Genomic DNA, 26,181 nt, shown 5'->3' on the forward strand with positions numbered 1-26,181 from the left:
AATAAAATCATGAGTGGACACATTTCTCCAATACGGGAACCCCTGATTACAGGTGCAAAAACGTACCACCAGATCACGGAGGACATCTGTGGGCCTACTGAACGTACGCCCTCCGTTGCCTGGATGATTGCCTTCATTCTTGCCGTAACGGGTCTCGCAGTTTATGTATTTTGTGTAACCTGGACCATTTGGGTCGGGATCGGTTCCTGGAACCTGAACCGGACGATCAACTGGGGTTGGGACATTACCAACTTCGTTTGGTGGGTCGGTATCGGTCACGCGGGTACTTTGATTTCTGCCATCTTGTTGCTGTTCCGTCAGAAATGGCGGACGGGGGTAAACCGTGCAGCAGAAGCGATGACGATCTTCGCGGTAATTTGCGCCGGTCAGTTCCCGCTCATCCACATGGGCCGTCTTTGGCTGGGTTTTTTCATCTTCCCTTATCCCAACACCCGCGGACCACTTTGGGTTAACTTCAACTCTCCGCTGCTTTGGGACGTATTTGCAATCTCTACCTATTTTACGGTTTCTTTGCTGTTCTGGTACACCGGTTTGGTGCCTGACTTTGCAACGGTGCGCGACCGTGCTTCGGGTTTCCGTCGCAAAATGTACGATTTCCTGGCTTTTGGCTGGACGGGTTCTGCCAAGCACTGGCAACGCTGGGAAAGTTTGTCACTGATCCTGGCGGGTTTGTCCACTCCGCTGGTACTCTCAGTACACACCATTGTATCCTTTGACTTTGCCACTTCAGTTATTCCTGGCTGGCACACCACCATCTTCCCTCCTTACTTCGTAGCGGGTGCAATCTTCTCCGGTTTTGCCATGGTGCAAACCCTGATGATCATTACGCGTAAAGTATTGAACTTGCAAGACTACATTACGTTAGAGCATATCGACAGTATGAACAAGGTAATCCTGGCAACAGGTAGCATCGTCGGGGTAGCCTACCTCACCGAGTTGTTCATCTCCTGGTATTCTGGATACATCTACGAGCAATTTGCTTTCTACAACCGTTTGATGGGACCTTACTTCTGGTCTTACATCGGGATGATGGCCTGCAACGTAATTTCTCCACAAATCTTCTGGAGCAAAAATCTACGCAAAAACATCACGGTGACTTTTGCAATGTCCATCTTCATCAACATCGGGATGTGGTTTGAGCGTTTCGTCATCATTGCCTCTACCTTGGCGCGTGATTATTTACCTTCTTCCTGGAGCTACTATTCAGCTACCTGGGTAGAGGTTGGTCTCTTCGTCGGTACTTTGGGCTTGTTTTCTACTTGTTTCATGATTTTCACCCGTGTTGCACCGGTAGTAGCCATTGCCGAAATCAAGAGTATCTTGAAGAACGCTGGCGACCAGTACGTAGGGATGAAAAATGCATTGAAGCATGACCACAAGCATGAATCAGTGAAAACAAACGGCGGTGACGCGCACTAATCTAAATTTCGAGACAGCAAAAACGAAGTGCAATGACAAGATCTCCAAATAAAGATGTACTCTTCGGTCTGTACGATGATGAGACCAAGATTCTCAGTGCAGTCAACAAAGCTCGTGCTGCACACCTGGACATTTACGATGTGTTTTCCCCATTCCCGGTTCACGGCATGGAGGACGCAATGGGTTTTACTGAAAGCCGCATTCACCAGGCTGGGTTTGTATATGGTTTGATCGGAACACTGACCGCTTTTCTAGGCATGACCTGGGTGTTTACCAGTGACTGGCCCATCATTTTTGGTGGCAAACCATACTGGGCGGTTCCTGCGTTCATTCCGGTTACTTTTGAGTTGACGGTACTTTTTGCCAGTATTGGTATGGTGGTTACTTTTTACACCATCTGCGGTATGGGCCCCGGTATCATCAACCCTACACTGCACGACCGCATTACCGACGATAAATTCTGTCTGGCCTTTGATGTAACCGATGTATCAGATGATGAAAAAGCCAAGTTCAAGGCTTTTTTGGAAACATCCGGTGCAGAAGAAATTGATCAAAAGCACATTTAAACCCGGACAGCCGGTCAATGTTTGAACCAAGGAAAATCGAGCAATGATGAAAAACTTAAAATATATTCTTTATTCGGTAGCCGCAGTCAGCCTGCTCTACTCCTGCACACCAGCAGGAGGCAATTATGCTGGCAAGGAGTACATGCCGGATATGGCGCACTCAGTAGGATTTGAATACCAGTCGTATGCCAACTATTCACGCAACAACTGGGATAGCGCAAGTGTAATCAACCGCAAATTTTTGTCGCGCCCTTTGAATCCTGCCGTAGGTACGATTCCTCGTGGATATGCAGGCTTTAGTTTTGCGAGCCCGGAGGCTTATGATTCCATCATGAATATCCTCAGAGGTGGCAATCAACTCAATGCCATTGCGGTACCCGTGAATGGTAAAGTGCCTTACCACTATGGCAACACTGAAGAAGAACGGATTCGTGCCAGCAAAGACATTGTCGGTAACCCTTTCCCAATTTCTGAAGGCGGTTTGGCCAGAGGCAAAGAACTCTACAATATTTACTGTGGCATTTGCCATGGTGAAAAAGGGGACGGCGCCGGTTATCTGATACGGGACGCCAATCCTGCCAAAGGTGACCCAGGTGGCGCATACCCCGCAGCTCCAGCCAATTTTATGCTGGATACCTTTTACATTTCTAACAACGGACGTTTTTACCATGCCATCATGTATGGCAGAAACGTAATGGGTGGGTATGCTGAAAAATTGAGTTTCGAGGAAAGATGGCAAGTGATTCACCACATCCGCTCTTTGCAGGCAACTGCAAAAGGTTTGGCTTATAGCTCCAGTGCGAATACGCTGAACCCTAGCTTTGCTATACCAGCGGCGCAAGTGAAAAAATTGGCTTCTGTTCCTCCTCCTCCTGCTCCAGCAAGTGGGGATGGTAGTGGCAGCAAATCCAAGAGCGGCAAGTAATTTGATTCACCTTCTTTTGAAGAAAAATAAATAACCGACGAGCAATGAACCAATTCACCTTCGAAGCCAAGCAAAAGACTTTCCTGCTCGGGTTTATGATACTCGGTGTGTTGTGTCTGGTGTTGTCCTACTTTGTGGACTCCGAACCCATGCACGTACGCTTCTGGTCTAATTATCTCCACAATACGGTGTTTTTCACCGGAATTGCAGGTATTTCCATGTTCATTTTGGCTGCTTTTACCACTGCATGGGCAGGGTGGCATACTGGGATGAAACGAGTTTGGGAAGCATTCTCCCTGTTTTTATTGCCAGGTTTATTGTTGTTCATTCCCATCATCATTGGGATGTGGGGACACTGGCACCACCTTTACCACTGGGCCGATGCTCATGCTGTAGAGGCTGACCCAATCTTAAAAGGCAAATCGGGGTTCTTGAATCCCGTTTGGTATACCTTTGGTACCCTGATCATTGTAGGTACCTGGTATTATTTTGCCTTTAAAAACCGGCAGCTGTCCGTTGCGGAAGACGCAGATGGTCAAGGTGTTGCCGACAATTATTGGCACCACCGCAAGATGCGCATTTACGCAGCTATTTTCTTACCGATTTTTGGCTTCACGAGTGCAGCTGTAATTTGGCAGTGGGTCATGTCGGTAGATGCACACTGGTATTCTACCCTCTTTGCCTGGTATAGCGGCGCAAGTTGGTTCATTTCAGCAATGGCGATTACCATTCTGATGATGATTTACCTGAAAGGTCGGGGTTACTTTGAAAACGTTACGGACAACCACTTACACGATATGGGCAAATTTTTGTTTGCCATCACCATTTTTTGGACCTACATGTGGTTTTCGCAGTACATGCTGATTTGGTACGCCAACATTGGTGAAGAAACCATTTATTTCCGTCATCGTTTGGACAATTATCGTCCTTTGTTCTTTGGCAACCTGATCATCAATTTTGTGCTGCCATTCTTCATTTTGCTGCGCAACGACAACAAACGCAAATACGGCCCGATGGCCATTGCCGCTATCCTGACCCTGTTTGGTCACTGGCTGGATTTCTTCCTGATGATCAAACCAGGTACCCGTTTGACAGCAATCGAAGCTGCGGCTGAACATGCTGGCGGACATGGTGCTGAGGTTGCAGCAGAAGGACATAAATTCCTGAGTTTTGCTGCTGGTTTTTCCATGCCAGGTTTGTTGGAACTGGGTATTTTTCTCGGCTTTTTGGCTGGTTTTGTTTACTTTGTATTCAAACAGCTGGAAAAAGCCGCGCTGGTGCCTGCAAACGATCCATACTTGGATGAGACCATGCACCACTCGGTTTGGCCTTATCCAGAAGATGGACATGGAGCCCATGATGCTGCACATCACTAATTTAGACGAAGTCTAAACAAGTGAAAAGTATCGCAATGGTGAAACACATCATTGAATCTTTGGTTGTAAATTTGAATTCGATTAAAATTTAAAGAATAATGACTGCTTTGCTCGTATTCTTAAGTCTCATCCTGATCGTTGTGACTGCCATTCAAATTGGCAAGGTAACCGAATTGGCTGCCAAAATTCGAGGTGAGGAAGAAATGCAGGAGATTGTCAATGGTAGGCAAGGGCTCTACATGTTCATTTTCATGATCGCTTTTCTGGTGCTTACGGCCTACACTGGCTCAGCATACAAAAATTATTACTTGGGCTTCGGTCCGATGGAGGCAGCATCTGCCCACGGCAGCAAGATCGATTCCATGTTTTTTATAACCTTGGTGATCTGTGGGATTGTATTTGTGATCACCCACATCTTGCTGTTCTATTACGCTTGGAAATACTCAGGCCGTCGGAACGCAAAAGCCAAATTCATCTCTCACGACAATAAACTGGAGGCGATTTGGACCATCATCCCGGCTATAGTAATGGCATTTCTAGTGGTTCGGGGTTTGGATGCCTGGAACGAAATCATGGCTGACATCCAACCTGGTGAGGACTATCTGGAAATTGAAGCAACGGGTTTCCAATTCGGTTGGGCTCTGCGTTATCCTGGTCCAGATGGAGTGTTGGGGCCTAAAAACTACAAACTCATTACGGGGGCAAACCCCTTGGGTCAAGACTGGACCGATGAGCGGAATGTAGACGATTTCCATGCCGATGAATTGGTACTGCCCAAGGGTAAAAAAATCCGGGTGCGCATCACTTCCAAGGACGTTTTGCACAACTTCTACCTGTCTCACTTCCGGGTAAAAATGGACGCCATTCCTGGTATCCCTACCTACTTCGTATTTGAGCCACAAAAAACCAATGAGGAATTCCGCGAACAATTGCGCAATTACCCGGAATTCCAAGTGCCATCTGACCCAAAAGATCCAAACTCCAAGCCGAAATGGGAGGCGTTTGACTACGAACTGGCTTGTGCAGAATTGTGTGGCAATAGCCACTTTGCGATGCGCAAGACGGTGAGAATCGTGGAGCCAGAAGCCTATGAAATGTGGGCGATGCAGCAAAAGTCCTACTACTTGAGCAATATCCGCTTCAAGGACGAAGACCCGAACAAAGAAAAGTTGTTCTCTTCTGAAATTGAAGCCAGGAAGGAAGAATTCATCGAAGCCTTGGACACTGCTTTGACTACTGCGAAAAAAACAGTTCAGTTTAGCTATGTAACTTTTGCAACTGGCTCAGAAAAACTGACTGGCGTATCTCGTTACGAACTGGACAACCTCATTGCAGCCATGAAAGAGAAGTCTGGCTTGAAAGTACAATTGGCCGGCCATACGGATGATACCGGGGAAGATGCTCAAAACCTGACCTTGTCGCAAAAACGTGCTAACGCAGTGTTAAAATACCTGCAAAGCAAAGGCATCGATGCCAGCCGTTTGTCTGCTAAAGGTTTTGGAGAAGCTCAACCCGTAGTCGCAAACGATAGTGATGAAAATCGCGCCAAGAACCGCCGTACAGAGTTCCGTATTGTGGGGCAATAATATAAAATGTTGAATTGAACCAAGTGGGTTCAATTGAGTTGTTATGGAAAGTGACTCAATTCAAAATTTGGCATTGTAAACGTATTTAAAACATTCAGCAGATGGCTCACGTAGCAAACCATCCAATGACGCAAGAAGAAGAGCTGATAGAAAAGCTGGGTTATGATGATCATTTCCATGATCACCATGAGGGCGACCGTTATCAGTCCAACTTCATCAATACTTATGTGTTTAGCATGGACCACAAAATCATCGCCAAACAATTCCTCATTACGGGGATGATTTGGGCTTTGATTGGTGCGGGCATGTCCTTGATTTTCCGTTTGCAACTGGGCTTTCCTGAAGAAAGTATGGCCTGGTTGAAACCCCTGCTGGGCAAATGGATCATCATCAATGCGGAAACCGGAATGGGTACCCTTTCGCAAGATTTTTACTATGCGTTGGTGACCATGCACGGAACCATCCTGGTGTTTTTTGTACTGACCGCTGGTTTGAGTGGTACATTTAGTAACCTACTTATCCCATTGCAGCTCGGAGCACGAGACATGGCGTCGCCATTTTTGAATATGCTTTCGTACTGGTTCTTCTTTATGTCCGGTATGATCATGATGTTCTCGCTGTTTGTAAGTACAGGACCATTCTCTGGGGGATGGACCGCTTACCCACCTTTGAGTGCATTGCCACAAGCCTCCTCAGGCTCTGGTGCAGGTATGACCCTGTGGTTGTTGAGTTTGGTTTTCTTTGTAGTATCAGTACTGCTGGGAGGGATCAACTACATCACCACGGTACTCAACCTGCGTACCAAAGGTATGACCATGTGGCGGATGCCACTGACCATTTGGGCCTTCTTCGTGACGGCGATCATTGGTCTGTTGTCTTTCCCGGTATTGGTTTCCGGTTTCTTGCTGCTGATGTTCGACCGTGGTATGGGTACTAGTTTTTACCTGAGCGAAATTTATGTCGGCGGTCAAGCCCTGGATCACGTAGGTGGTAGTCCAATTTTGTACCAGCACTTATTCTGGTTCCTGGGACACCCGGAAGTATACATCATCATTTTGCCAGCGATGGGTTTGGTTTCAGAAGTACTTTCGGTACATGCACGTAAACCAATCTTTGGTTATAAAGCAATGGTATTGTCAATTTTGGCCATTGCGTTTTTGTCCTTTATCGTATGGGCTCACCACATGTTTATGTCGGGGGTAAACCCATTTATTTCCAACTTCTTCGTGGTGTTCACCTTGATCATTGCCGTTCCTTCGGCGGTGAAAGTGTTCAACTGGATTTCTACGGTCTACGCCAGTAATTTCCGCTTTACGGCGGCCAGTATGTTTGCGATCGGGTTCGTTTCGATGTTCATTTCGGGTGGTTTGACGGGGATATTCCTGGGTAACTCTGCCATTGACATCCAACAGCACGATACCTATTTCGTAGTTGCGCACTTCCACATTGTAATGGGGGTTGCCGCTTTCTTCGGGATGTTCGCAGGGATCTACAACTGGTTCCCTAAGATGTACGGTCGATTCATGAATGAAACGCTGGGTAAAATCCACTTCTGGGGTACGATGATTGGTGCCTATGCCATTTTTTGGCCGATGCATTACATTGGTATGGCTGGGGTGCCACGGCGCTATTATCGTTTTGATACCTTTGCTTCTTTCTCGCACTTTGATGACCTGAATAAGTTCATTACGATCGCAGCCATTGCTACTTTTGCTTTCCAGGTTTTGTTTGTCGTCAACTTCTTCTACAGCATTTGGAAGGGCAAAAAGATGACCACTCAAAACCCATGGGGTGCTTCTACCCTGGAGTGGACTACGCCTATCAAGCCTGGACACGGCAACTGGGCTGGCAAAATCCCTACTGTACACCGTTGGCCATATGACTACGGTAAAGATGGAAAAGAATTCATCACCCAGATTACGCCGATGGAAGAGGGCGAAACATCAGGTGAGCACTGATGCAGATTGAACAACAGCTGATGAGCTGTTTGAGGTAGAAATAGATCATTTTCAATAGGAGAGGAGGATTCAATTTATTCAGTCCTCCTCCCCAATACTTCTCGATTACAGTGGTGGTAAAAACAGCAGTGCACAAACCTTTGGCCGCCTTTTGGCAAAAGGTGGAAGACTTCAAATTACTGGTAAAGTTGCGTTTGACCCTCACCGTGGTGTTTTCTTCGGTGATGGCTTACTTGATTGCAGTACCTGGGGCCATTTCGGGATTGAGTATTGTAATCCTTGCGGCGGGTGGTTTTTTGGTCACAGCAGCAGCCAATGTACTGAATCAGGTGCTGGAAAAGGACTATGACCGCTTGATGAAACGTACGGCCAATCGCCCTTTGGCAACTGGTCGAATGAAAGTTGCGGATGCCGTGCTTTGGGCTGGATTGATGAGTATGGTGGGCATTACTGCCTTGGCCTTGTTTAATCCTTGGACCGCTTTTTTTGGTACCCTTGCCCTGGTTTCTTATGCTTTTTTATACACCCCGCTAAAAAGAATTTCCCCTATTGCGGTTGCAGTAGGAGCAGTTCCTGGAGCACTACCAACACTGATTGGTGCTGCTGCAGCAGAAGGATACATTTCTGCCTTGGGATTGACTTTGTTTACCATTCAGTTCTTCTGGCAGTTTCCCCACTTTTGGTCGATTGCCTGGTTGGGACGTGAAGATTACGAGCAGGCTGGTTACAAGTTATTACCTGGCCCCGAAGGACAGAAAGAGCAATATACTGCATTACAATCCTTTTTGTACGCACTGGTGCTCATTCCGGTAGGTTTTTTGCCCATGAGCTTGGGTGTTGCTGGTTGGATTGCGACTACTTGTATTGTGGTATCAAGCGTCTTTTTTGCCTATTTGGGCTGGCGTTTGTATCGGAATAACGATCGCAAATCGGCATTGCACTTGATGTTTTTCTCTTTTGTGTACATTCCGCTTGTTTTGGTTGTGTTATTACTAGATCAACTTTAATCTGGAAAACCATGGAAGGAACCTTCCCCAATGCTTACGGTCGGAATAAAATACATCCTCAAACTTTCGCCTTGCTGGTTGCTTGTGCGAGTATCATGATGATGTTTGCAGCCTGGACGAGTGCCTTTATGGTGCGCCAAGCTGCCGGGAATTGGCTGGAATTCAGCTTACCCCAAGTGTTTACCCTGAGCACTGTTTTGATCTTGCTGAGTAGTTTTACTTTGCATGTATCGTATCGTGCGTTTTTGAAAGGCAATGAAAAAGTATACCAATATGGGTTGGTCGCAAGCCTGGTACTAGGGTTCTCTTTTTTGTACACGCAATACCAGGGCTGGTTGGCACTCTCCGCAATTGGAGTAGAACTGACTACCAATCCTTCGGGATCTTTTGTCTATGTGTTTTCGTATGTGCATGCAGCGCACGTGGTTGGAGGCTTGGCCATTCTGCTATTGAGCACCCTGCACGCATTTTCCCTGGGCTTAAAAGTAACGCCCAAACGAAAACACCGCTTCGAATTGAGTATGATCTACTGGCATTTCGTAGATTTGCTCTGGGTTTACATCTTTTTCTTTTTAATGACACAAATGTAAGCCAACCCACGGATTTATCCGTGGGAGGCCACACATAGCAACAACCTACGACTTTAGTCGTGGTAGACATGCAAAAAACCAACCCACTGAATCCCACGATTTAAATCGTGGGTTGTGGGAGGCACATATAGAACCATAACCCACGACTTTAGTCGTGGAAAAAAAGCTATCTAATGGCGACTACAGATACCGCACTTGAACACCACGTTCATGAACACGATCACGAAGGCGATGCCTGGTCTGGAGCACAATCTCCGTTCAAGGCCAGCTATGGCAAACTGATGATGTGGTACTTCCTCTTATCGGATGCCTTTACTTTTGCTGGCTTTCTGATTACCTATGGTGCGCTGCGTTTTAGCAGTCCTACCTGGCCTGTACCAGACTTCGTGTTTGCTACAGACCCCTTCGGCATTTCCGCTTTCTTCGGTTCAGCGCCATTGATTTTCGTAACCTTTATGTCCTTTTTGCTCATCATCAGCTCGGTGACAATGGTTCGTGCGGTACAGGAAGGGCACCGGGAAAACAAAAACGGGGTGTTGATCTGGATGATCCTGACCATCTTTGGTGGTTTGGGCTTCTTGGGTTGCCAAGCTTGGGAGTGGACCAACCTGATTAGTGGGGAAAACATGTCTTTGACTCGCAACACCTTCGGTACGCATACTGCCGATGGTTACTACCTCGACCACGAAGGTAAAAAGAGCGCTGAAACCTTCCGCGAAGGGGAAAGTTACCTCATTCACCGCCATGCGGCTGGTGGACATGGCGAAAGCCATGAAGCTGGTCACGGTGCTGCGCATGAATACAAAAAAGGCGAACAGGCTGGATACATGCTGGATGATCAAAGCTTCATCCACCGCAAATACGTTTACGCTGATGGCCCACTGAAAGGCCAAACGCAAACCGAGCAATTTGGCCCTAGAGCTTTCGGTGCACTATTCTTCTTCATCACTGGTTTCCACGGTTTCCACGTATTTTCGGGGGTGGTATTCCTGGTGATCATTGCACTCAACGTAGCAAGCGGGGTTTACGCGGCGCGGAAGAATGGTTATGAAATGGTCGAAAAAATTGGGTTGTACTGGCACTTTGTAGACTTGGTATGGGTCTTCGTGTTCCTGGTATTTTACCTGCTTTAACATCCAATGGTTGAACCTATTTAATGCTCTATAGATGTCACACGTATCTTACGAACAAAGTAAAAAAAACGTAGTCAAAGGTTTGATCCTTCTGGCAGTAGTCACCTTGATTGAGGTAGTCATCTCTCTCTTTGGTAAAGGTCACATCATCAAGGGGGTTCATGGCAATGTGATTGTCTTGGCGACCTGCGGTTTGTTCATTGCTGGTTTGTCCTTGTACAAAGCCTACTTTATTGTGTATGAATTCATGCACATGAAGCACGAAGTAAAGGGTTTGGCAATGAGTGTCATACTGCCAATGCTGCTCTTAGTTTGGGCAATTATCGCCTTTTTTCAGGAAGGAAATGCCTGGAAAAATCGCCGCGAAGACGTCCAAAAACGCAATGCGCAGCCGATCACTCCAGCACAGGAAGGCAGTTTGTTGTCTCCAGATACGTATCAACTGGATTGGAAAGGTTAATCCTTTTCGACACAGATACAAAAGGCGGGCTACAACCCGCCTTTTGTGTTTTAGCACTCTTTTTCTTTTGATCAAAGTATGACTCAATCCTAAAAAACATTTGCCACTTTTTGGTGTTTTGCTAGCATAAGTTATGGGGCAAAATGAACACTTATTTTTTCATCGCCCCTAAAAGAAAACCGAACGGAATGAAAAAATGGCTACAAACCACAGCACTGTTTTTGATGTTGGTGGTAATGCCTGCGCTGAGTTGGTACTACCTCAAGAAAGGAGAACGTTACCAGGTCGAAATGCGCGCCCAACTAAAAGACTACGGCAAACTGCCGAAATTTTTCCTCCCAAAATTGCTGGACAGCGATAGTCTGTTGAGCACGGATCTACAAAACAATGTGATCATTGCCAAGGAGCTGGATGCCAAGGAACTGGAGCAGGATGAAGACCTACTTTTTGCATTAAATAGCCTGCACACCCAGTTCGATGATCGCTACGACGTGCTTTTTTTACTGCATACTACTGTGCAGGATTCAGGTAAAGTGGGTGCTTTTTTGCGGAAAAACAAACTTGCTGACCCCGAGCAGGTATTGATCACCAGCAGTACCCCCGAACTGATTCAATCCTATTCCTTCCCCAAAGCGGGTATGGTGGCCATCATTGATACAACGGGCACCATTCGCCGCTACTACAATTACCGTGACGGCAATGAACTGCGCCGATTGACCGAGCATGTTACCGTACTCATGCACCGCGATAAGAAGAACGACCCTTATTTGAACCGCGAAAAAGAAAAATAGGATGGAAGCAAATCTGCAATTGGAAAAGAAGTTGAATGTAGCCGCCTGGATCATCACCATAGCGGTTTTGGGATTGGTTGGGATGATGCGCCGAGTTAAAATTCCCGTACCGGAGAGCCTGGACCTGGGCTTTTTACCTCCCTTTCACGCTACCTTGAACGCACTGACCGCGGTGGTTCTGCTACTCGCCTTGTATTACATCAAACAGAAAAAAGTGCAGCAACACCGCAATGCCATTTATGTGGCGATTGTACTGTCAGTGCTTTTTTTATTGTCTTATGTCGCTTACCATTTCACAACGCCCGAAACGCTGTTTGGAGATAGCAATCATGATGGGGTTGTAAACGAAGCAGAAAAGGCCGCGGTGAGTGGGATTCGCCCCTTTTACCTGCTGCTGCTGCTCAGTCACATTGCGTTGGCAGCTGGAATTTTCCCTTTTATTTTGTTCACCTTTATTCGGGCCTATACCAATCAGATTGAGCGCCACCGCAAAATGGCGCGTTGGGTGTTCCCGCTGTGGTTATATGTGGCCATTACCGGACCCATCTGCTATTTTATGTTGATTCCTTACTATTAATTGCTTAAATTTGAACAAAAATTGACGCTATGCGCTCGATGAAATATTTCAAAATCGGATTGATCCTCGCAGCTTTGTTCCTATTTGCTGCGCCTGCTCTGGATGCCCAGTGCCCCATGTGCCGGATGGCTGTGGAAAGCAACCTCAAAGGGGGTGGTAGCGCCGGAAAGGGCCTCAATGCGGGTATTCTTTACATGTTGGCTACACCTTACGTTTTGGTAGGTGGTTTGGCCTTCGTATGGTGGCGCAACCGCCGCAGAAATCAAGATACTGACCAAGAGGAAGAGGGGTAGTCAAAATACCAAGTAGAGACGCACGGCCGTGCGTCTCTACTGCCCAGCCCCATCACTTTTCCCCGAACGGTCATAATGAGTGAAACTCGAATAAAACAAGGCCCCCCAACCCAACAAATAACACACACCTCCAAGAGGGGTAATTGGCCCTAACCACCCAACTGAAAGATGGTGCAAGTCTCTTGTACTCAATGCATATAAAGAGCCTGAAAACAATAAAACGCCAGCCGTAAAGGCCCATCCAGCAAAACGTAGTGAACCCTTGCGGCCAAAATGGCTCAAAACGGCAACCAGCAAAATGGCAACTGCGTGGTAAAATTGATACCTTACTGCCGTTTCAAAAGTCTCAAAATGTTTTGGACTCAAATACGGTCGCAGGCCGTGTGCGGCAAATGCCCCGAAGGCTACCGCTAAAAAGCCAATTAGGCTACCAATGCGTAAAAATATATTTCTCATAAATACAAGCTAAGTCATTGTTTCGTGGCAAAGATACTTCAATATCAGGTTTTGCAAATAGTATACCCTAGAGCACTCAGTCTGTTTTTAGTCATTTCTCTACTTTCCTGTCAGCATCAACAAAACCTGGAAGCTTTAGTGCCCACAACTGCCTTGGCGATACTTACTACCGAAAACGTAGACTCAGAGTTGCCATTTCCTACCCTATCCTGGAGTACGATATTGATGCCTTTTAGCAAAAATCAAACCGGAATGTTGTACCTCAGCACGGCTCAAACGGAGATTCAAACCACCAAAACCAAAGGTTTAAAACGGATCACCCGTACTCAATGGGGAGGTGTGCAATTTGAACATTTTCAAGATACTAAAGGGCAAAAATGGGTTTTGGCTCAAATCAAAAAGGTCAAATATTTAGCGCGTGAAGCAGCACTGGTGGAAGAGGCTGCGCTTGGTTTTAAAGCAGGTAAACGCGCTCATTGGATCACTGCACTATCCGCCAATCAGTTGCAATTTAACTATGCGGGGCTAAGTGATTTTTACGGACTAAAGGGTGATGCACTCGCGGGGCATTGTCATAATGTTACCTTGAAACTTCAACCTAAAGCGGGGCAAATACAAGGGCAGCTGCAATTTGCAAGCCCTCTTAGGATGAATGAAAAAGACCTGGCCGCTATTTTGGCCATTGCTCCCGGATCGGCGCGTAGTGTTGTACCTTACTTTGGCACCGATGGCACTTTGGCCCGACTGAAGCCTGAATCTGCCTTTTTACTCTATTTTGGCCGGGAAAGAAGCAGCCAAGCCGCCTTAGTTTTGCCCTTTGCAACAAATACATTGGCTCAAAAAGCCTTGAATGAACTGGCTGGAAATTATGGTGCACTAGCTCCCATAAACTATCAAACCTATTCGCTTCAACCCGTACTGGATGTAGGTTTAAACGCCTTGAATATCCGTCAGGCCACCCTCGTCGTTTTTGAGCGGTTTTTGGTCGTTGGAGCCTCCGAAAACCTGATGGAGCGCTGGATCGATGCAGTCATTGTGGGCAATACCATCACCAGACAATTGCGCAAGCCCCCCAGTGGCTTGTGGATGCGTTTGAGTACCGATCGCGATTTGGGTTTCCTGATAGCGCAACTCAATCAAACTTTGAACCTACAATTGGCACTACCTGATCCCTTGCAATGGGAAGGAGAAATAAGTGGCAAGCACTGGGCGTTTCGAGATGCAGCCAACCTGGAATCCCATGACCAGGCCTCGACGGAGCTTTGGCAAAAGGATTTGCATCAGGGAAAGGCCAAACAATTATGGGCCATCGAAGCCTGGAACCAATGCCTGGTCGAGACGGATGAACAACATCTGCTCGCGCTGGACCTGGAAGGGAATGTACAATGGGATAAAAAACTGGAATCCTCACTAGTAGGCTCAGGGACGCCGGTAACGCGCCAGGAATTGGGTCAAACGCTCGTTTATTTCAGTACAGAAAAGGCCATCCACGCTTTGCAATCGGATGGACAGGAAGCACCTGGTTTTCCTTTGGCGCTAAGTATAGCTACCACCTCGGGTTTGTGTGTGGGAGGACGCGAGCAGTTTTTGTTTTACACCAGCGCCGATGGCCGAATCTATGGCCTGGACAAGTATGGACAACCCCTGAGCGGTTGGAACCCCGGACCAAAAATCGGCACAGTAAAGCAGCCTCTGAGCTATTTTCAATCGGCTACGGAGGATTACCTACTTGCCCTGACCGAGGAGGGGGAGTTTCATGTGTTGGATCGGGCTACCCAAGCGCATTTCCCAGTCCAAACACTAAAAGGCCCTTTTTTCAGTCCTCCCCAATGGCAGTGGGATCAAGCGAGCCAAAGGATGGTAGTGGCGGATGGGCAAGGTAAGGCGCAAGTGTTTAATGAAAAAGGGGAGTCTTTTCCGCTGGCGATTACAGCTGGTTTGGCTGGTGCGACCCAGTTTTGTTTTGTCGATTTAATTGGAGATGGAAGGAAGGATTATTTGGCGACGAATGGGGCAAAGTTGTTTTTGTATGCCTATGACCAGGAGAGATTCAAATTGGTGTTTAATGAAACTTTTGCAGGAAATATTACCGGGATTAGCGCAGCAGGACAAAAGGAAAATGCCCGGATTATTTGTAGTATTTCAGGTGAGCATCAGGTATGGTGTTTGTCTACCAAAGGGGAGGTGATCAAAGGGTTTCCGGTCGCCGGCGATCATTTTACTTTTTTTCCACAGCAAAAAATTATACTCACAATAATTGATAATCGGGTGTATGCTTATGCGTTGTAGGAGAGAAGAATGAACCTAAAATAAAAAACACATGAAATTAACTTCTACCCTGACTTTGCTGATCGGATTATTGTGCTTTTGCTGCACCAACGCCCCAGAAAAGGATTTAAGCGGGCTAAAAAAGGATCAAAAAAAGAATGAAAAAGCTAAGGTGCCTCAGGATACCATCATTGAGATTCCCGATAGTGTTAAACTGAAGATTGGATTAGAAAAAGCATTGGAGTTGGTTAGGAAGCATCGGGATCAACCACGTGTCAAAATGAATTTTGACACAACTTTTCAAGACCACTCCTTTTTGGGAACCAACATTAATTACGGGCATTCTTTTTCTAAAAAATTCAAACATCTAATATTAATGCACAGTGTGGGTACTCCAATGTTGTACGAGACCCACCTTGTTTTTTATCGGGAAACCGCAGGTGGTGAAATGCAACTACTTTTATCAGGTACTGGTGATGGCGCATTTATGGGAGATACGCTCATGGATGTTAATCTAGATGGGCGTAAAGACTATCTGACCCATTGGTACGGTTTCTCAGGCTGTTGTCCTCGGGATAAATTCTTTGTTTATTTGCAAAAAGAGAACGGAGAAATTACGCCTAAATTTGAGCTTATGAATCCTGTCTTTGACGAAAAAAAGGGGCAGGTAAGAGGTTTTAGTTACGGCCGCCCTGAAGATATTAGTTTGTATAAAAAACGTTGGAAAGGCTATCAGCTTGAACCTTTAGAGTACATCTATCGAGATGAAAATAATCCCAAAATTTTGCTGCGGGAGGATGGAATAAGTTCAAAAATAACACAGCTTAAAACTTTGCCTAAAGAATACGTTGAATTTGATTGGTTTAATTATCAATAGTGTGGACGCATCTAGGTGCCTGTTTGCAATGTCAATACATCACCGAGCTTTTTAATTCCTCGAAGTTCAATCTTTTGCGCAACCGGAGCCCCGCTAGGGGCGCGCCATGGGTAGTAAATAATAGCCCAGATGTTTCCTGAGTCCCGTAGGGACGTGATGTGGGTATCTTTAGAGACAAAATACCCACAATTCGTCCCTACGGGACTCGGGAAAACTCCGGCGGTTGTATTCTACCCATATTGCGCCCCTAGCGGGGCTCCCGCTGCGTGGAAAGACCTTGCAAATAGGTAGGTTCTGAGGCGAGTGCAAGATGCTGAACCGAATATCCACATATGAAACCCATTGGTAAAAAATAGTACAAATACTCAGCTTTGTTTTAACTTCGAAAGGATAAAACCTGAAAGCCATGCCAAAACTTACTTTTCTTCCCATTTTCCTCCTTCTCTTCCTGGCCTGCGAGCCCCAAAAAGAGCTCCTCGACCCCGCAAAACTCAAACAAGAAATCGTCGACGCTGAAGCTGCCTTCGCCAAAATAGCCGCCGACAAAGGCATTGCCGAGGCATTTTATACCTTTGCTGCCGAAGACGCCGTCATCAAACGCCAAAACGATAGCCTGATCATGGGGCGGGATGCCATTCGCCAATACTACAGTGCCCCTTTTTACCAAAGTGCAAAAGTGGATTGGAAACCCGACTATGTTAGAGTGTCCTTCCATGGTGATCTGGCTTATACTTATGGAAAATTCACCTGGACCAGCCAGGACAGCACGGGCAAAGTCAACGAAATTAAGGGTATATTCCATACCGTTTGGCAGCGGCAGGCGGATGGGACTTGGAAATACGTTTGGGATTAGCCATTAGGCGTTTAAATTACGTGAAGTGAGGGGAGCAGCAAATAGCCGGTGTAACTACTTTTTCCTAAGGCACTTGTGCTGCTTGGGGCTTATCCTCTTAAACCTATTACCCAGGGGATACACCCAGCTCCAAAAGCCCAAACTCCACTTCAAACACATCCAAAACGAAGACGGCCTCGCCAATAGCACCATTGAAGCCATCCACCAGGATCATAGAGGTTTCATGTGGTTTGGCACCCGCGATGGTCTAAACCGTTACGACGGGTATCAAATGACCGTGTACAAATACACCCCAAAATACCCGTATAGCCTCAGCGATAGCTACGTCACCTGCATTTACGAAGACCACCAGCGCCAGCTTTGGGTGGGTACCCTCAATGGGCTGAACCGCTATGACCCCCAACTCAACCGTTTTACCCGTTTTCAACATGCCAACCAGCAAAAAAACAGCCTTAGCCACAATTATGTGACAGCTATGTTGGAAGACCACAAAGGCACTTTTTGGGTCACTACCCTCGGTGGAGGCATCAATAAGCTGGACCGTAAAACCGGCACCTTCCGCAGCTTCCACCAAAACGACGGCCTGAACAGCGAGGAGGTTTATTGCGTATTTGAAGATACAAAAGCTCAATTATGGGTGGGCACTGCCAGTGGATTGCACAGTTATGACCACTCTGCACAACGATTTCGAAGCATTCCCTTGCCCCAAAACTTGCGCGGAGGTGCCCAACCCGCCATTCGCAGCATTATTGCCACGCCCAAGGGCCATTTGTTGCTGGGCAGCAGTGACAATGGCCTGATGGAATACGATCCTCAAAGTGGAGCCTGTCGACAGTACATTCACAGCGATGCTGATCCCTTTTCGATCAGCAGCAATCTTATACGTAGTGTTTTGGTCAGCAAAAACGGCCAAATCTGGATCGGCAGCATCAATGGTGGTCTGGATCGATTTGATCCCGCTACAGGCCGCTTCTACAACTACCAAAACGAACCCGACGACCCTCAGAGCCTCTCCCAGCGCACCGTATCTGCCCTGTACGAAGACAACCAGGGCAACACCTGGATCGGCACCCACCGCGGCGGCGTGAACCTTTACATGCCCAAAACCGAAAAATTTGAACTGTACCGCCAGGAGCCTCGCCCAAATAGTTTGAGTTACAACGACGTCAAAACCTTTACAGAAGACCACTACGGCTACATCTGGATCGGTACTGATGGGGGAGGATTGAACCGTTTTGAGCGCAAAACCCGCAGCTTTAAACACTACCGGCATCAGGCTTTTGACCCCCGTACCATTGGCTCCAACGAAGTGCTGGATGTTTTCGAAGATCGCCTGGGGCAATTGTGGATAGGGGCTTGGGGCGGAGGACTTTGCCTGTACGAGCGCAACAGTGAGCAATTCACCCGCTTTCAACACCGCCCTGGAGATTCCAGTAGCATCAGTTCCAATTACATCCAAAAGATCTTTGAAGACCGGAAGGGCAACTTTTGGGTGGCGACTTATTTTGGTGGCTTGAACCTGTTTGATCGACAAAGCGGGACTTTCCGCCGCATCACCAAAAGTGAAAGCGGCAAAACCCAACTCCTGGGCAACAACATCGTTTCGATCAACGAAGACCATAGCGGCAACCTCTGGATTGGAACCGATGACGCTGGCCTCAATTGCCTCAACGCCAGCACGGGCGAGTTCAGTCACTATTTTCACCAGGACGAAAAAAAGCCCGACTTGCGCGTCATTTTTGTGGATAAAAAAGGTCAGCTTTGGCTAGGACAGGCTGGGCTTTATCGCTTCAATGCCAGTCAAAAAAAATTCGAGCTATTCACCCAGAAAGCAGGCCTGGCCACCGAGTTCATCAAAGGAATCGCCGAAGATGAGGATGGCAATTTGTGGGTTTCCACCTCCCATGGCCTTACCAAAATTCATCCCAAAACCCTGCGCTTCCGCAAATTCAATACCGCTGATGGGCTCCAAGGTCTGGAATTTGAGGCCAATGCGTTTTTAAAAACCAAAGACGGGCAACTCTTCTTTGGGGGTGTGAATGGCTTCAATGCCTTTTACCCCAAAAACATTGCCACCAATGAATACGTGCCCCCGGTGTACCTCACCGATTTTCACATTTACAATGAAAAGGTCTGGCCAGGGGATAAAAACTCCCCCTTACAGCAAGACATCAGTTTGACCGATAAAATAGTGCTCAATCACAAACAGGCCACTTTTTCTTTCGACTTCGCCGCCCTGAATTACACCGCCGCTGAAAACAACCAATACGCCTATATGTTGGAAAATTGGGATCAGGGCTGGAATGAAGTGGGTACCGAAAAGCGTGCTTCCTACACCAACGTGAGCCCCGGGGAATACACTTTCCGCGTCAAAGCCAGCAACAACGATGGGGTGTGGAACGAAACCGGGCGCAGTTTAAAAGTGATCATTTTGCCTCCCTTTTGGGCTACCTGGTGGTTTCGAACCTTGCTGGTATTGAGCATTGGCGCGGGTTTGTATTGGTTTTACCGCTTCCGCCGGGATTTGGAACTGCAGCGTTTGGAGGAACAAAAACGTGAGGAACTGCACCAATTACAACTGCAGTTTTTTACCAACATCACCCATGAATTCCGCACACCCTTGTCCCTGATTTTGGGGCCGATTGAAAAGTTGTTGAAAGAAGAAACCCGTCTGACCCAACGCAAGGATTACCAGGTCATCCAGCGGAATACCAATCGGCTCCTGCATTTGGTCAACGAGCTGATGGATTTCCGCAAATCCGAAGCGGGGATTTTACGCCTGCACGTGATGGAGGGCAACGTCGCCTGGTTTTTGCAGGAGATTGCCGAGGAGTTCAGCGTGCTGGCCCAGGAAAAAAGCATTGATTTTGTGGTAAACCCGGGGCATGCCAGCATTGCCAGTTGGTTCGACCGGCAAATTTTGGAAAAAATCCTCATCAACCTGATCAGCAATGCCTTTAAATATACCCCGGTTGGCGGCCAGATTACCCTGGAAATTGTCGAAAACCTGGACAACTTTAAGCCCAGTTTTGCCAATGAACTGACCCTGAAAAGTGAGTACAAAGCCCAGCGTTACCTCTATTTTCGGGTGCTCGACAATGGCATTGGCATTTCCAAAGAATCCATTGGGCATTTGTTCGAACGTTACTACCGCATTTCGGATGCGCATTTGGGCTCGGGGATTGGCTTGGCTTTTGTCAAAAGTTTGACCGCCCTGCACAAAGGGGGGATCTTGGTGTCCAGCGAGCGGCATCAGGGTACCGAAATTGTGATTGGCATTCCCTGCACCCGGGAGGATTATGGTTCAAATGAGCTTTGGCTAGATGGCCTGAATAGACCGGTTACCCTGGAAAGTTTCCAGGCGCAGTACGATTATTTTATGCCCTTGGGCGAGGAAAAACCCGAACTGGGCGTTGAAAACCCCCTCATTTTTTCACCCAGTCCCCACATCTTGGTAGTGGACGACAACGAAGAATTGCGCACCTTCTTGCGGGAGGTTTTGGCAGGTCAGTACCAAATCTCTGAAGCAAAAGATGGCCAGGAAGCCTACGAAAAAGCCCTGGCCGAACAACCCGATCTCATCATCAGCGACATCATGATGCCCGTGATGGACGGCATCGAATTTTGTAAAAAGGTTAAAGCGGACCCGCAATTGGCCCACATTCCCTTCATGTTATTGACCGCAAAAGAGGCGCTGGAATCCAAAATTGAAGGCACCAGTTCCGGGGCGGATTATTACTTTGCCAAACCAATCAGCATCGAGTTGTTGGAGCTGAATATCAAAAACATTTTTGCCCAAAAACAAAAACTGGTCGAGCGCTACGTGCAGGATCACCACGCCGAAGTAAAGGATCAAGTACATTCGAGCAAAGACAAAGAATTCCTAGAATCCCTCATCACCCTGATCGAAAACAACCTGCTCAACCCCGACTTGAACATCGACTACCTCTGCACTCAAATGGGCATGAGTCGCACCAAGCTGTACAACAAAATCAAAGGTATGACCAACCAATCAATCAATGATTTTGTGCGCAGCGTACGTTTGAAAAATGCCGTAAAATTGATGGTAACCCAGGATGTGTCGATCGCCGAGGTGATGTACAGCGTGGGGATTCAAACACAGTCGTATTTTACCAAGGCGTTTAAGGCGGAGTATGGGAAGACGCCGTCGCAGTTTTTGAAGGAGTTGCAGGGGCGGGGAGGAGGGTAGGTTTTTGAAAAAAAATAAAAAAATAATTTTATTAATTTTTTAAGATAAATAATTTTGTTGTATTTTGTTTGGCTTTTACTTTCATTTCAAACGCTAAAACCATGAAAAGAATTACCCTCATCTATTGGATCGTCACCGGACTTTTTGCCGCCTTCATGATTTTTTCCTCCATTTCCAACGTGACTTTAGCGCCGGAAGCTGTCGCCATGTTGAGTGACCACCTGGGTTATCCCAAGTACATCATTCCTTTTTTAGGTGCTGCCAAAATTTTGGGTGCCATTGCGATCCTGGTTCCTTCGTTTCGGCGCATCAAGGAATGGGCGTATGCGGGCTTGTTTTTTGACCTGGTGGGTGCCTTTTTTTCCCTGCTCCAAGTAGATGGCCCTCAGCCTAGCGTATTTTTTATGCTGATCTTTATTGGCATGTTGTTGGCTTCGTACTTTTTGTGGCACAAAAAGATTGCCACGGTGGCGTAGGTTTCCAAAATGCATTGGACTAGAGCTTTACTGTTGAGCGCCGTAGGCGCATAACTACTGAGGTGGCCCTATGGTGTCTTAGGTTACTTAGGTGGTGAAAAAGGAAAGCCCGCGCGGCAGGGTAATTATTTCACCACCTAAGACTAGAAAAATGTTCAATCCATCTCCTTTTGCCTAAAACTTCAAAAGCACGTACCCCTGTGGTACGTAGGTGGTGATGGTCGTCAACGCCGAATGAGCGACTTTTACCCCTGGCCAAAGGTCTTTCGTCACCATTTTGCGCGCGATCAGGGATTGGCCACAAACCATAATGTCTACACCTGCTTCCAGCAGGGCTTCATAAACCTTGAGATTGGGGTTATCGGTCTGAAAGCGCTCTTGGTATTGCTCGTTGTTGAGCAAGGTGAAAATAGCCCCCCCGTGGATGACCACCTTCACTTTGAGCGCCGCTTTGGGGACTCCAGCCAAACCATGTAGGTTCATTAGCCGGGCTACATTGTCCACCCATCTGGAAATTTGTTTGTTGTCTTCGGCGGCAGTGGATAAATCTACGAGGATTTTGTAGGTCAATGAAGAATCGGGCCGCTCCCTTGCATCAGGGATTTCGTAAATCCCACCATAAGCTTTTACGATTGGGAATTGAGGGCTCTGTCCAAAAACAGCAGAACAGCCCATTACCCCAATGACGATTAAACCGTACTTGACAAGTTTGTGCATAAAGTTGATTTTAGCTGGGCTAAGTTAGTATATTTTGTTTGTCTAGTCTATTTACCCAACTTCAAATAAGCCTTCGCAATTTCATCATAAACCGGCAACAACTCATTCGACTTACCCTCCCGGTCAAACACCTGCTCCCAGGTATTCAGCGGCTCCCAGATACAAGTACCTTTCCCTTTGCCATTCGGCAGTTCAAAAGCAATTTTGTTCACCTCCCGTTTCAATTGGGAGTATTCCACCACGATCACGTCGCGTTGGTAGCGCCGCACCAGGTCGTTGAGGTTGTGCTCCAAATCCTCCAGGGTGCCGTGCCACTTGGGGTAATACGACTCTCCAATCACATCAAAATGCACCCCGCGCGCTAGCATGTTGTCGATAAAAAAGACCGACTCGTGGTTTTGGCCACCGAGGGCCACATGGAGCATCATGACGATGTTGGGGTCCACCGCCTTGACGGCGGCGGTGCCCGCATTGAGCAATTGCGCCAATTGATCCAGGTTGCTGACCTTACCCTCTGGCCAGATGATGCCGTGATTGATTTCGTTGCCGATTTGTACCATGTCGGGCGTCGTGCCCTGTTCTTTCAGTTCCTGAATCACCTGCCGGGTGTAATCGTACATCGCTTTTTTGAGCTCGGTAAAGCCCAGTCCACGCCAGGCCGCTGGTTTGTATTGTTTGCCCGGATCGGCCCAATAGTCGCTGTAATGGAAGTCGAGCAGGATTTTCATGCCGGCGGCTTTGACCCGTTTGGCCATGGCCTTGGTATGTGCGAGGTCACAAAAACCTTTTTGGGGCGAGTAGCCGGAGTCGCGGGCGGGATTGTTGAAAATCCGTAGCCGTACGTAGTTGAAGCCGTGTTGTTTTAAACTTTCAATGGCATCCACGGGCATTCCTTTTTCCGAAAATTTGATGCCGCGGGCTTCCAGTTCGGGTAAAAAGGAAATGTCGGCCCCCAACATTTGCCCCACCGGGCGGGGTTTGGCCGCTTCGCCTTTCAGCTCATAGGTTTTGTCGATGGTCACACTAGCTACCTCACGAGGTGTCACGGTGATGATGTCGGTAGAACCTTTCCACAAACCAGCCGCGGTGGCTTCAATTTTGATGATATCCGGTTTGAGGCTGCCCTGCACGATGAACTGCGCTTTGCCATTGAAGAGGCGGCGTTGCCAGGCCCCATCAACACATTGGTCGGGTTCATGGCTGCTGGGGTCGCCATTGCCCACGCCGATGATTTTGCCCTCACCTTCGATGGCGAAACGGATCAGGTTGTCGGCATCGGGTACTTCGCGGCCTTCGCGGTCGACTACGCTGACGTTGATGACGCTCACATCCTGTCCATCGGCCAACATGGTGGTTTTGTAGGGGGTAAGCACCACTTCGGTTGGTGTACCCGTGGTTTCGACTTTGGCCGTCAGTTTTTTGCCTTTTTTGTAAGCGATCGCTTCAAGTTTGCCGGGCTCGTAATTGACCGTCCATTGAAGGTGGCTATTGCGTTTCATTTCTTGTTTGCCCAGACTTTTGCCATTCAAAAACAGCTCCACATCGTCCGCATTGGAATTGACCCACACATCAATGGGTTGGCCCCGTTTGTCGCGCCAGTTCCAGTGTGGGGAGATGTGCAATACGTCCTGATCGGTCCACCAACTTTGGTAATAATAGTACAGGTTTTTGGGAAAACCACACATGTCCATCACCCCGAAGTGTGAACTGATATTGGGCCATTGGTAGGGCGTCGGTTCACCCCGGTAATCGAAGCCCGTCCAGATGAAACCGCCGAGCCAATAGTCTTCAGTTGCCGCCAGATGCCACCACTCTTCGGCGCGACTGGCCCACCAGGGCGCATGGATGTCCTGATCGGGGAGGTAGGCACGGATGCTGTCTTTGGCGTACTCTCCACGGGTGCTCACTGTACTGCCCATCTCGGTGCCGATGATGGGTTGGTTGGGGTGTTCGGCGTGGTAATCGGCTACGGCAAACTGACGGTAGTTGAAACTGCGCACGGGGATCACCTCGTTGACGCCTTTGTAGACATTGGCCAAGTCGGCGGCGTAGGTGCAGGTACGGGTGGGGTCCAGTTGTTTGAGTTTGGCGATGTAGGTTTGGGCGATGCGTTTGCCGTGGCTGGTGGTGTGGATCCAGCCCTCTTCATTGCCGATCGACCACATGAAGACAGAGGCGTGATTGCGGTCCCGCTTCACCATGCGTTCGAACTGGCCCATGTATTCTGGCCCACTGTTGAGCAGGCGTTGCTCGTCCATCACCAACATCCCTAGGCTGTCACAAGCGTCGAGCAGTTCGGGGGTGGGTGCATTGTGGCTGCTGCGGTAGGCATTGGTGCCCATGTTTTTGAGCAAAGCAATGCGGTAGTATTGCAGGTGGTCGGGCAGCGCACTGCCTACCCCCGCGTGATCTTGATGGCAATTGACACCGTAGAGTTTGATGGCTTCACCGTTGAGAAAAACGCCATCGGGTTTGATTTCAATCTTGCGGATGCCGTAACGGATGTTTTGTTTATCGAGCAGTTTACCATTCGAGCGTACTTCGACGACCAAACGGTACAGGTAAGGGTCTTCCAACGACCACAAGTGGGGATTGCTGACCGGGATGCTGTGTTTGAGGGTTTGCTCGCTATTCGCACTCAGCGTAATCGTTTGTTCTTTGGGCACACCGACCAGCTTGCCCGCCCGATCCTGGAGGTAAGTTTTGAGGGTACAAATGCTGTTTTGGGTGTTTTCATTGGCCAGGGTACTTTCTATTTGAACAGTGGTGGCATTGCCCTGGAAATTGGTGTAGGCAAATATTCCGTCAGTGGCAATGTGCGTGTTTTGGTACTTGTTGAGCCAAACGTGCCGATAGATGCCGGCTCCTTCATAAAACCAACCTTCGTACTGGGTAGCGTCCACGCGGACTACGATGACGTTATCGCGGTTGTAATTGATGAAATCGGTGATGTCGTAGGCCATACCGATGTAGCCGCTGGCATTGTTGCCGAGGTAAAAGCCGTTGATCCAGACCTGCGCATTGCGGAAGACCCCATCAAACTGGATTTGAAAACGTTGACTGGAATCGGCGGGAGATACCAGAAAGTGTTTGCGGTACCAACCGATGCTGGTCTCGGGGAAATGGCCACCTACGGGTTTGTAGCCGTGGGCCATGATGTCAAAATTGTCTTTGTAGACAAAAGGTAACTCTACGGCCCAGTCGTGGGGCAGGTTCAGGCTGCGCCAGGTGCTGTCTTTAAAACGAGGGTCGATGGCGGTTTGGGCTGCGCCGCCGGATTTGGAAAAAATGGTGGTGATGCCGTAGTTGAAGTCTTTTTCGGGGTTGGCGGCGTGGCCGAAATGGAATTTCCAGTTGGCATCAAAGTTGATGCGCTCGCGGGGGGAGCTTTGGGCGCTGGTGTGGAGTGCAGCGGCACAAAGCAGGCAGAGCCAGAGGTATTTGAATGCTTGCATGAGTGGTTTTTCGTTTGTATCAGATTGTGACTTCCCTTCGGTGTGCCTTAAGTGCCTTAGGTTTCTTAGGTGGTGAAATAATATCCTGCTTCGCAGGTTTTTTCTTTTTTCACCACCTAAGAAACCTAAGGCACTTAAGGCACACCGAAGGGAATGGGAAGTAAGAC

General features: G+C 47.9%; 21 protein-coding genes. 18 read left to right on the plus strand and 3 right to left on the minus strand.

Going from position 1 to position 26,181, the window contains the following annotated elements:
- The first annotated feature begins 9 nt into the window (after positions 1–9).
- From nrfD to ACEW9O_RS26930, 13 genes are all read left to right on the plus strand, one after another.
- The gene (gene nrfD, locus ACEW9O_RS26870; RefSeq protein ID WP_373553319.1) at positions 10–1,440 is read left to right on the plus strand and encodes an NrfD/PsrC family molybdoenzyme membrane anchor subunit; all 1,431 of its coding nucleotides are present in this window, start codon (positions 10–12) and stop codon (positions 1,438–1,440) included.
- Between the two features lie 32 nt (positions 1,441–1,472).
- Positions 1,473–2,006: a DUF3341 domain-containing protein gene (locus ACEW9O_RS26875; RefSeq protein WP_373553320.1), complete on the plus strand. Its 534-nt coding sequence runs from the start codon at positions 1,473–1,475 to the stop codon at positions 2,004–2,006.
- 46 nt (positions 2,007–2,052) lie between these two features.
- Positions 2,053–2,931: a cytochrome c gene (locus ACEW9O_RS26880; protein ID WP_373553321.1), complete on the plus strand. Its 879-nt coding sequence runs from the start codon at positions 2,053–2,055 to the stop codon at positions 2,929–2,931.
- Positions 2,932–2,975: 44 nt separating this feature from the next.
- Entirely contained in the window at positions 2,976–4,307 is a 1,332-nt protein-coding gene (locus ACEW9O_RS26885) for a hypothetical protein (RefSeq protein ID WP_373553322.1), read from the plus strand.
- A 98-nt stretch (positions 4,308–4,405) separates the two neighbouring features.
- Positions 4,406–5,893 carry an OmpA family protein gene (locus ACEW9O_RS26890; RefSeq protein WP_373553323.1) on the plus strand — a complete coding sequence of 496 codons (1,488 nt, stop codon included), beginning with the start codon at positions 4,406–4,408 and terminating at the stop codon, positions 5,891–5,893.
- Positions 5,894–5,994: 101 nt separating this feature from the next.
- A complete protein-coding gene (locus tag ACEW9O_RS26895; protein WP_373553324.1) occupies positions 5,995–7,851 on the plus strand; it encodes a cbb3-type cytochrome c oxidase subunit I in 1,857 nt (618 codons plus the stop codon).
- A gap of 128 nt (positions 7,852–7,979) precedes the next feature.
- The gene (gene cyoE / locus ACEW9O_RS26900; RefSeq protein ID WP_373553325.1) at positions 7,980–8,858 is read left to right on the plus strand and encodes a heme o synthase; all 879 of its coding nucleotides are present in this window, start codon (positions 7,980–7,982) and stop codon (positions 8,856–8,858) included.
- A gap of 11 nt (positions 8,859–8,869) precedes the next feature.
- The gene (locus ACEW9O_RS26905) at positions 8,870–9,448 is read left to right on the plus strand and encodes a heme-copper oxidase subunit III (protein WP_373553326.1); all 579 of its coding nucleotides are present in this window, start codon (positions 8,870–8,872) and stop codon (positions 9,446–9,448) included.
- A gap of 173 nt (positions 9,449–9,621) precedes the next feature.
- Entirely contained in the window at positions 9,622–10,581 is a 960-nt protein-coding gene (locus ACEW9O_RS26910; RefSeq protein ID WP_373553327.1) for a cytochrome c oxidase subunit 3, read from the plus strand.
- Between the two features lie 34 nt (positions 10,582–10,615).
- Positions 10,616–11,041: a cytochrome C oxidase subunit IV family protein gene (locus ACEW9O_RS26915; protein WP_373553328.1), complete on the plus strand. Its 426-nt coding sequence runs from the start codon at positions 10,616–10,618 to the stop codon at positions 11,039–11,041.
- Between the two features lie 188 nt (positions 11,042–11,229).
- A complete protein-coding gene (locus ACEW9O_RS26920; RefSeq protein WP_373553329.1) occupies positions 11,230–11,832 on the plus strand; it encodes a hypothetical protein in 603 nt (200 codons plus the stop codon).
- 1 nt (position 11,833) lies between these two features.
- The gene (locus ACEW9O_RS26925) at positions 11,834–12,409 is read left to right on the plus strand and encodes a DUF420 domain-containing protein (RefSeq protein WP_373553330.1); all 576 of its coding nucleotides are present in this window, start codon (positions 11,834–11,836) and stop codon (positions 12,407–12,409) included.
- Positions 12,410–12,438: 29 nt separating this feature from the next.
- Positions 12,439–12,702, plus strand: a complete 264-nt coding sequence (locus tag ACEW9O_RS26930) for a hypothetical protein (protein WP_373553331.1) — start codon at positions 12,439–12,441, stop codon at positions 12,700–12,702.
- Positions 12,703–12,738: 36 nt separating this feature from the next.
- Here ACEW9O_RS26930 and ACEW9O_RS26935 read toward each other — a convergent pair whose 3' ends face one another.
- Positions 12,739–13,158: a DUF423 domain-containing protein gene (locus tag ACEW9O_RS26935; protein ID WP_373553332.1), complete on the minus strand. Its 420-nt coding sequence runs from the start codon at positions 13,156–13,158 to the stop codon at positions 12,739–12,741.
- 24 nt (positions 13,159–13,182) lie between these two features.
- On the opposite strand from ACEW9O_RS26935, the gene ACEW9O_RS26940 reads away from it, so the two are divergent.
- The 5 genes from ACEW9O_RS26940 (at position 13,183) to ACEW9O_RS26960 (ending at position 21,842) form a co-directional block, all read left to right on the plus strand.
- Positions 13,183–15,447 carry a hypothetical protein gene (locus ACEW9O_RS26940; RefSeq protein WP_373553333.1) on the plus strand — a complete coding sequence of 755 codons (2,265 nt, stop codon included), beginning with the start codon at positions 13,183–13,185 and terminating at the stop codon, positions 15,445–15,447.
- A 31-nt stretch (positions 15,448–15,478) separates the two neighbouring features.
- Positions 15,479–16,303, plus strand: coding sequence for a hypothetical protein (locus ACEW9O_RS26945; protein WP_373553334.1), 825 nt, complete (start codon positions 15,479–15,481; stop codon positions 16,301–16,303).
- Positions 16,304–16,709: 406 nt separating this feature from the next.
- Entirely contained in the window at positions 16,710–17,156 is a 447-nt protein-coding gene (locus tag ACEW9O_RS26950) for a DUF4440 domain-containing protein (RefSeq protein ID WP_373553335.1), read from the plus strand.
- A gap of 82 nt (positions 17,157–17,238) precedes the next feature.
- A complete protein-coding gene (locus ACEW9O_RS26955) occupies positions 17,239–21,366 on the plus strand; it encodes a two-component regulator propeller domain-containing protein (protein ID WP_373553336.1) in 4,128 nt (1,375 codons plus the stop codon).
- Between the two features lie 101 nt (positions 21,367–21,467).
- Positions 21,468–21,842, plus strand: a complete 375-nt coding sequence (locus tag ACEW9O_RS26960) for a DoxX family protein (protein ID WP_373553337.1) — start codon at positions 21,468–21,470, stop codon at positions 21,840–21,842.
- Between the two features lie 174 nt (positions 21,843–22,016).
- Here the strand turns inward: ACEW9O_RS26960 and ACEW9O_RS26965 are convergent, their stop codons facing one another.
- Both ACEW9O_RS26965 and galA read right to left on the minus strand, forming a co-directional pair.
- Complete coding sequence (locus ACEW9O_RS26965) at positions 22,017–22,559, minus strand: DsrE family protein (RefSeq protein WP_373553338.1); 543 nt, start codon at positions 22,557–22,559, stop codon at positions 22,017–22,019.
- Between the two features lie 47 nt (positions 22,560–22,606).
- A complete protein-coding gene (gene galA, locus ACEW9O_RS26970) occupies positions 22,607–26,014 on the minus strand; it encodes a beta-galactosidase GalA (RefSeq protein ID WP_373553339.1) in 3,408 nt (1,135 codons plus the stop codon).
- Between the last annotated feature and the right edge of the window lie 167 nt (positions 26,015–26,181).

It is taken from the genome of Haliscomenobacter sp. (assembly GCF_041740695.1).
In the GTDB taxonomy this organism is placed as follows: domain Bacteria; phylum Bacteroidota; class Bacteroidia; order Chitinophagales; family Saprospiraceae; genus Haliscomenobacter.

What these genes read in the sequence shown, in the direction of transcription:
- nrfD (WP_373553319.1), top strand. Translation starts at nt 10, where the DNA reads ATGAGTGGACACATTTCTCCAATACGGGAACCCCTGATTACAGGTGCA.
- ACEW9O_RS26875 (WP_373553320.1), top strand. Translation starts at nt 1,473, where the DNA reads ATGACAAGATCTCCAAATAAAGATGTACTCTTCGGTCTGTACGATGAT.
- ACEW9O_RS26880 (WP_373553321.1), top strand. Translation starts at nt 2,053, where the DNA reads ATGAAAAACTTAAAATATATTCTTTATTCGGTAGCCGCAGTCAGCCTG.
- ACEW9O_RS26885 (WP_373553322.1), top strand. Translation starts at nt 2,976, where the DNA reads ATGAACCAATTCACCTTCGAAGCCAAGCAAAAGACTTTCCTGCTCGGG.
- ACEW9O_RS26890 (WP_373553323.1), top strand. Translation starts at nt 4,406, where the DNA reads ATGACTGCTTTGCTCGTATTCTTAAGTCTCATCCTGATCGTTGTGACT.
- ACEW9O_RS26895 (WP_373553324.1), top strand. Translation starts at nt 5,995, where the DNA reads ATGGCTCACGTAGCAAACCATCCAATGACGCAAGAAGAAGAGCTGATA.
- ACEW9O_RS26905 (WP_373553326.1), top strand. Translation starts at nt 8,870, where the DNA reads ATGGAAGGAACCTTCCCCAATGCTTACGGTCGGAATAAAATACATCCT.
- ACEW9O_RS26910 (WP_373553327.1), top strand. Translation starts at nt 9,622, where the DNA reads ATGGCGACTACAGATACCGCACTTGAACACCACGTTCATGAACACGAT.
- ACEW9O_RS26915 (WP_373553328.1), top strand. Translation starts at nt 10,616, where the DNA reads ATGTCACACGTATCTTACGAACAAAGTAAAAAAAACGTAGTCAAAGGT.
- ACEW9O_RS26920 (WP_373553329.1), top strand. Translation starts at nt 11,230, where the DNA reads ATGAAAAAATGGCTACAAACCACAGCACTGTTTTTGATGTTGGTGGTA.
- ACEW9O_RS26925 (WP_373553330.1), top strand. Translation starts at nt 11,834, where the DNA reads ATGGAAGCAAATCTGCAATTGGAAAAGAAGTTGAATGTAGCCGCCTGG.
- ACEW9O_RS26930 (WP_373553331.1), top strand. Translation starts at nt 12,439, where the DNA reads ATGCGCTCGATGAAATATTTCAAAATCGGATTGATCCTCGCAGCTTTG.
- ACEW9O_RS26935 (WP_373553332.1), bottom strand. Translation starts at nt 13,158, where the DNA reads ATGAGAAATATATTTTTACGCATTGGTAGCCTAATTGGCTTTTTAGCG.
- ACEW9O_RS26945 (WP_373553334.1), top strand. Translation starts at nt 15,479, where the DNA reads ATGAAATTAACTTCTACCCTGACTTTGCTGATCGGATTATTGTGCTTT.
- ACEW9O_RS26950 (WP_373553335.1), top strand. Translation starts at nt 16,710, where the DNA reads ATGCCAAAACTTACTTTTCTTCCCATTTTCCTCCTTCTCTTCCTGGCC.
- ACEW9O_RS26960 (WP_373553337.1), top strand. Translation starts at nt 21,468, where the DNA reads ATGAAAAGAATTACCCTCATCTATTGGATCGTCACCGGACTTTTTGCC.
- ACEW9O_RS26965 (WP_373553338.1), bottom strand. Translation starts at nt 22,559, where the DNA reads ATGCACAAACTTGTCAAGTACGGTTTAATCGTCATTGGGGTAATGGGC.
- galA (WP_373553339.1), bottom strand. Translation starts at nt 26,014, where the DNA reads ATGCAAGCATTCAAATACCTCTGGCTCTGCCTGCTTTGTGCCGCTGCA.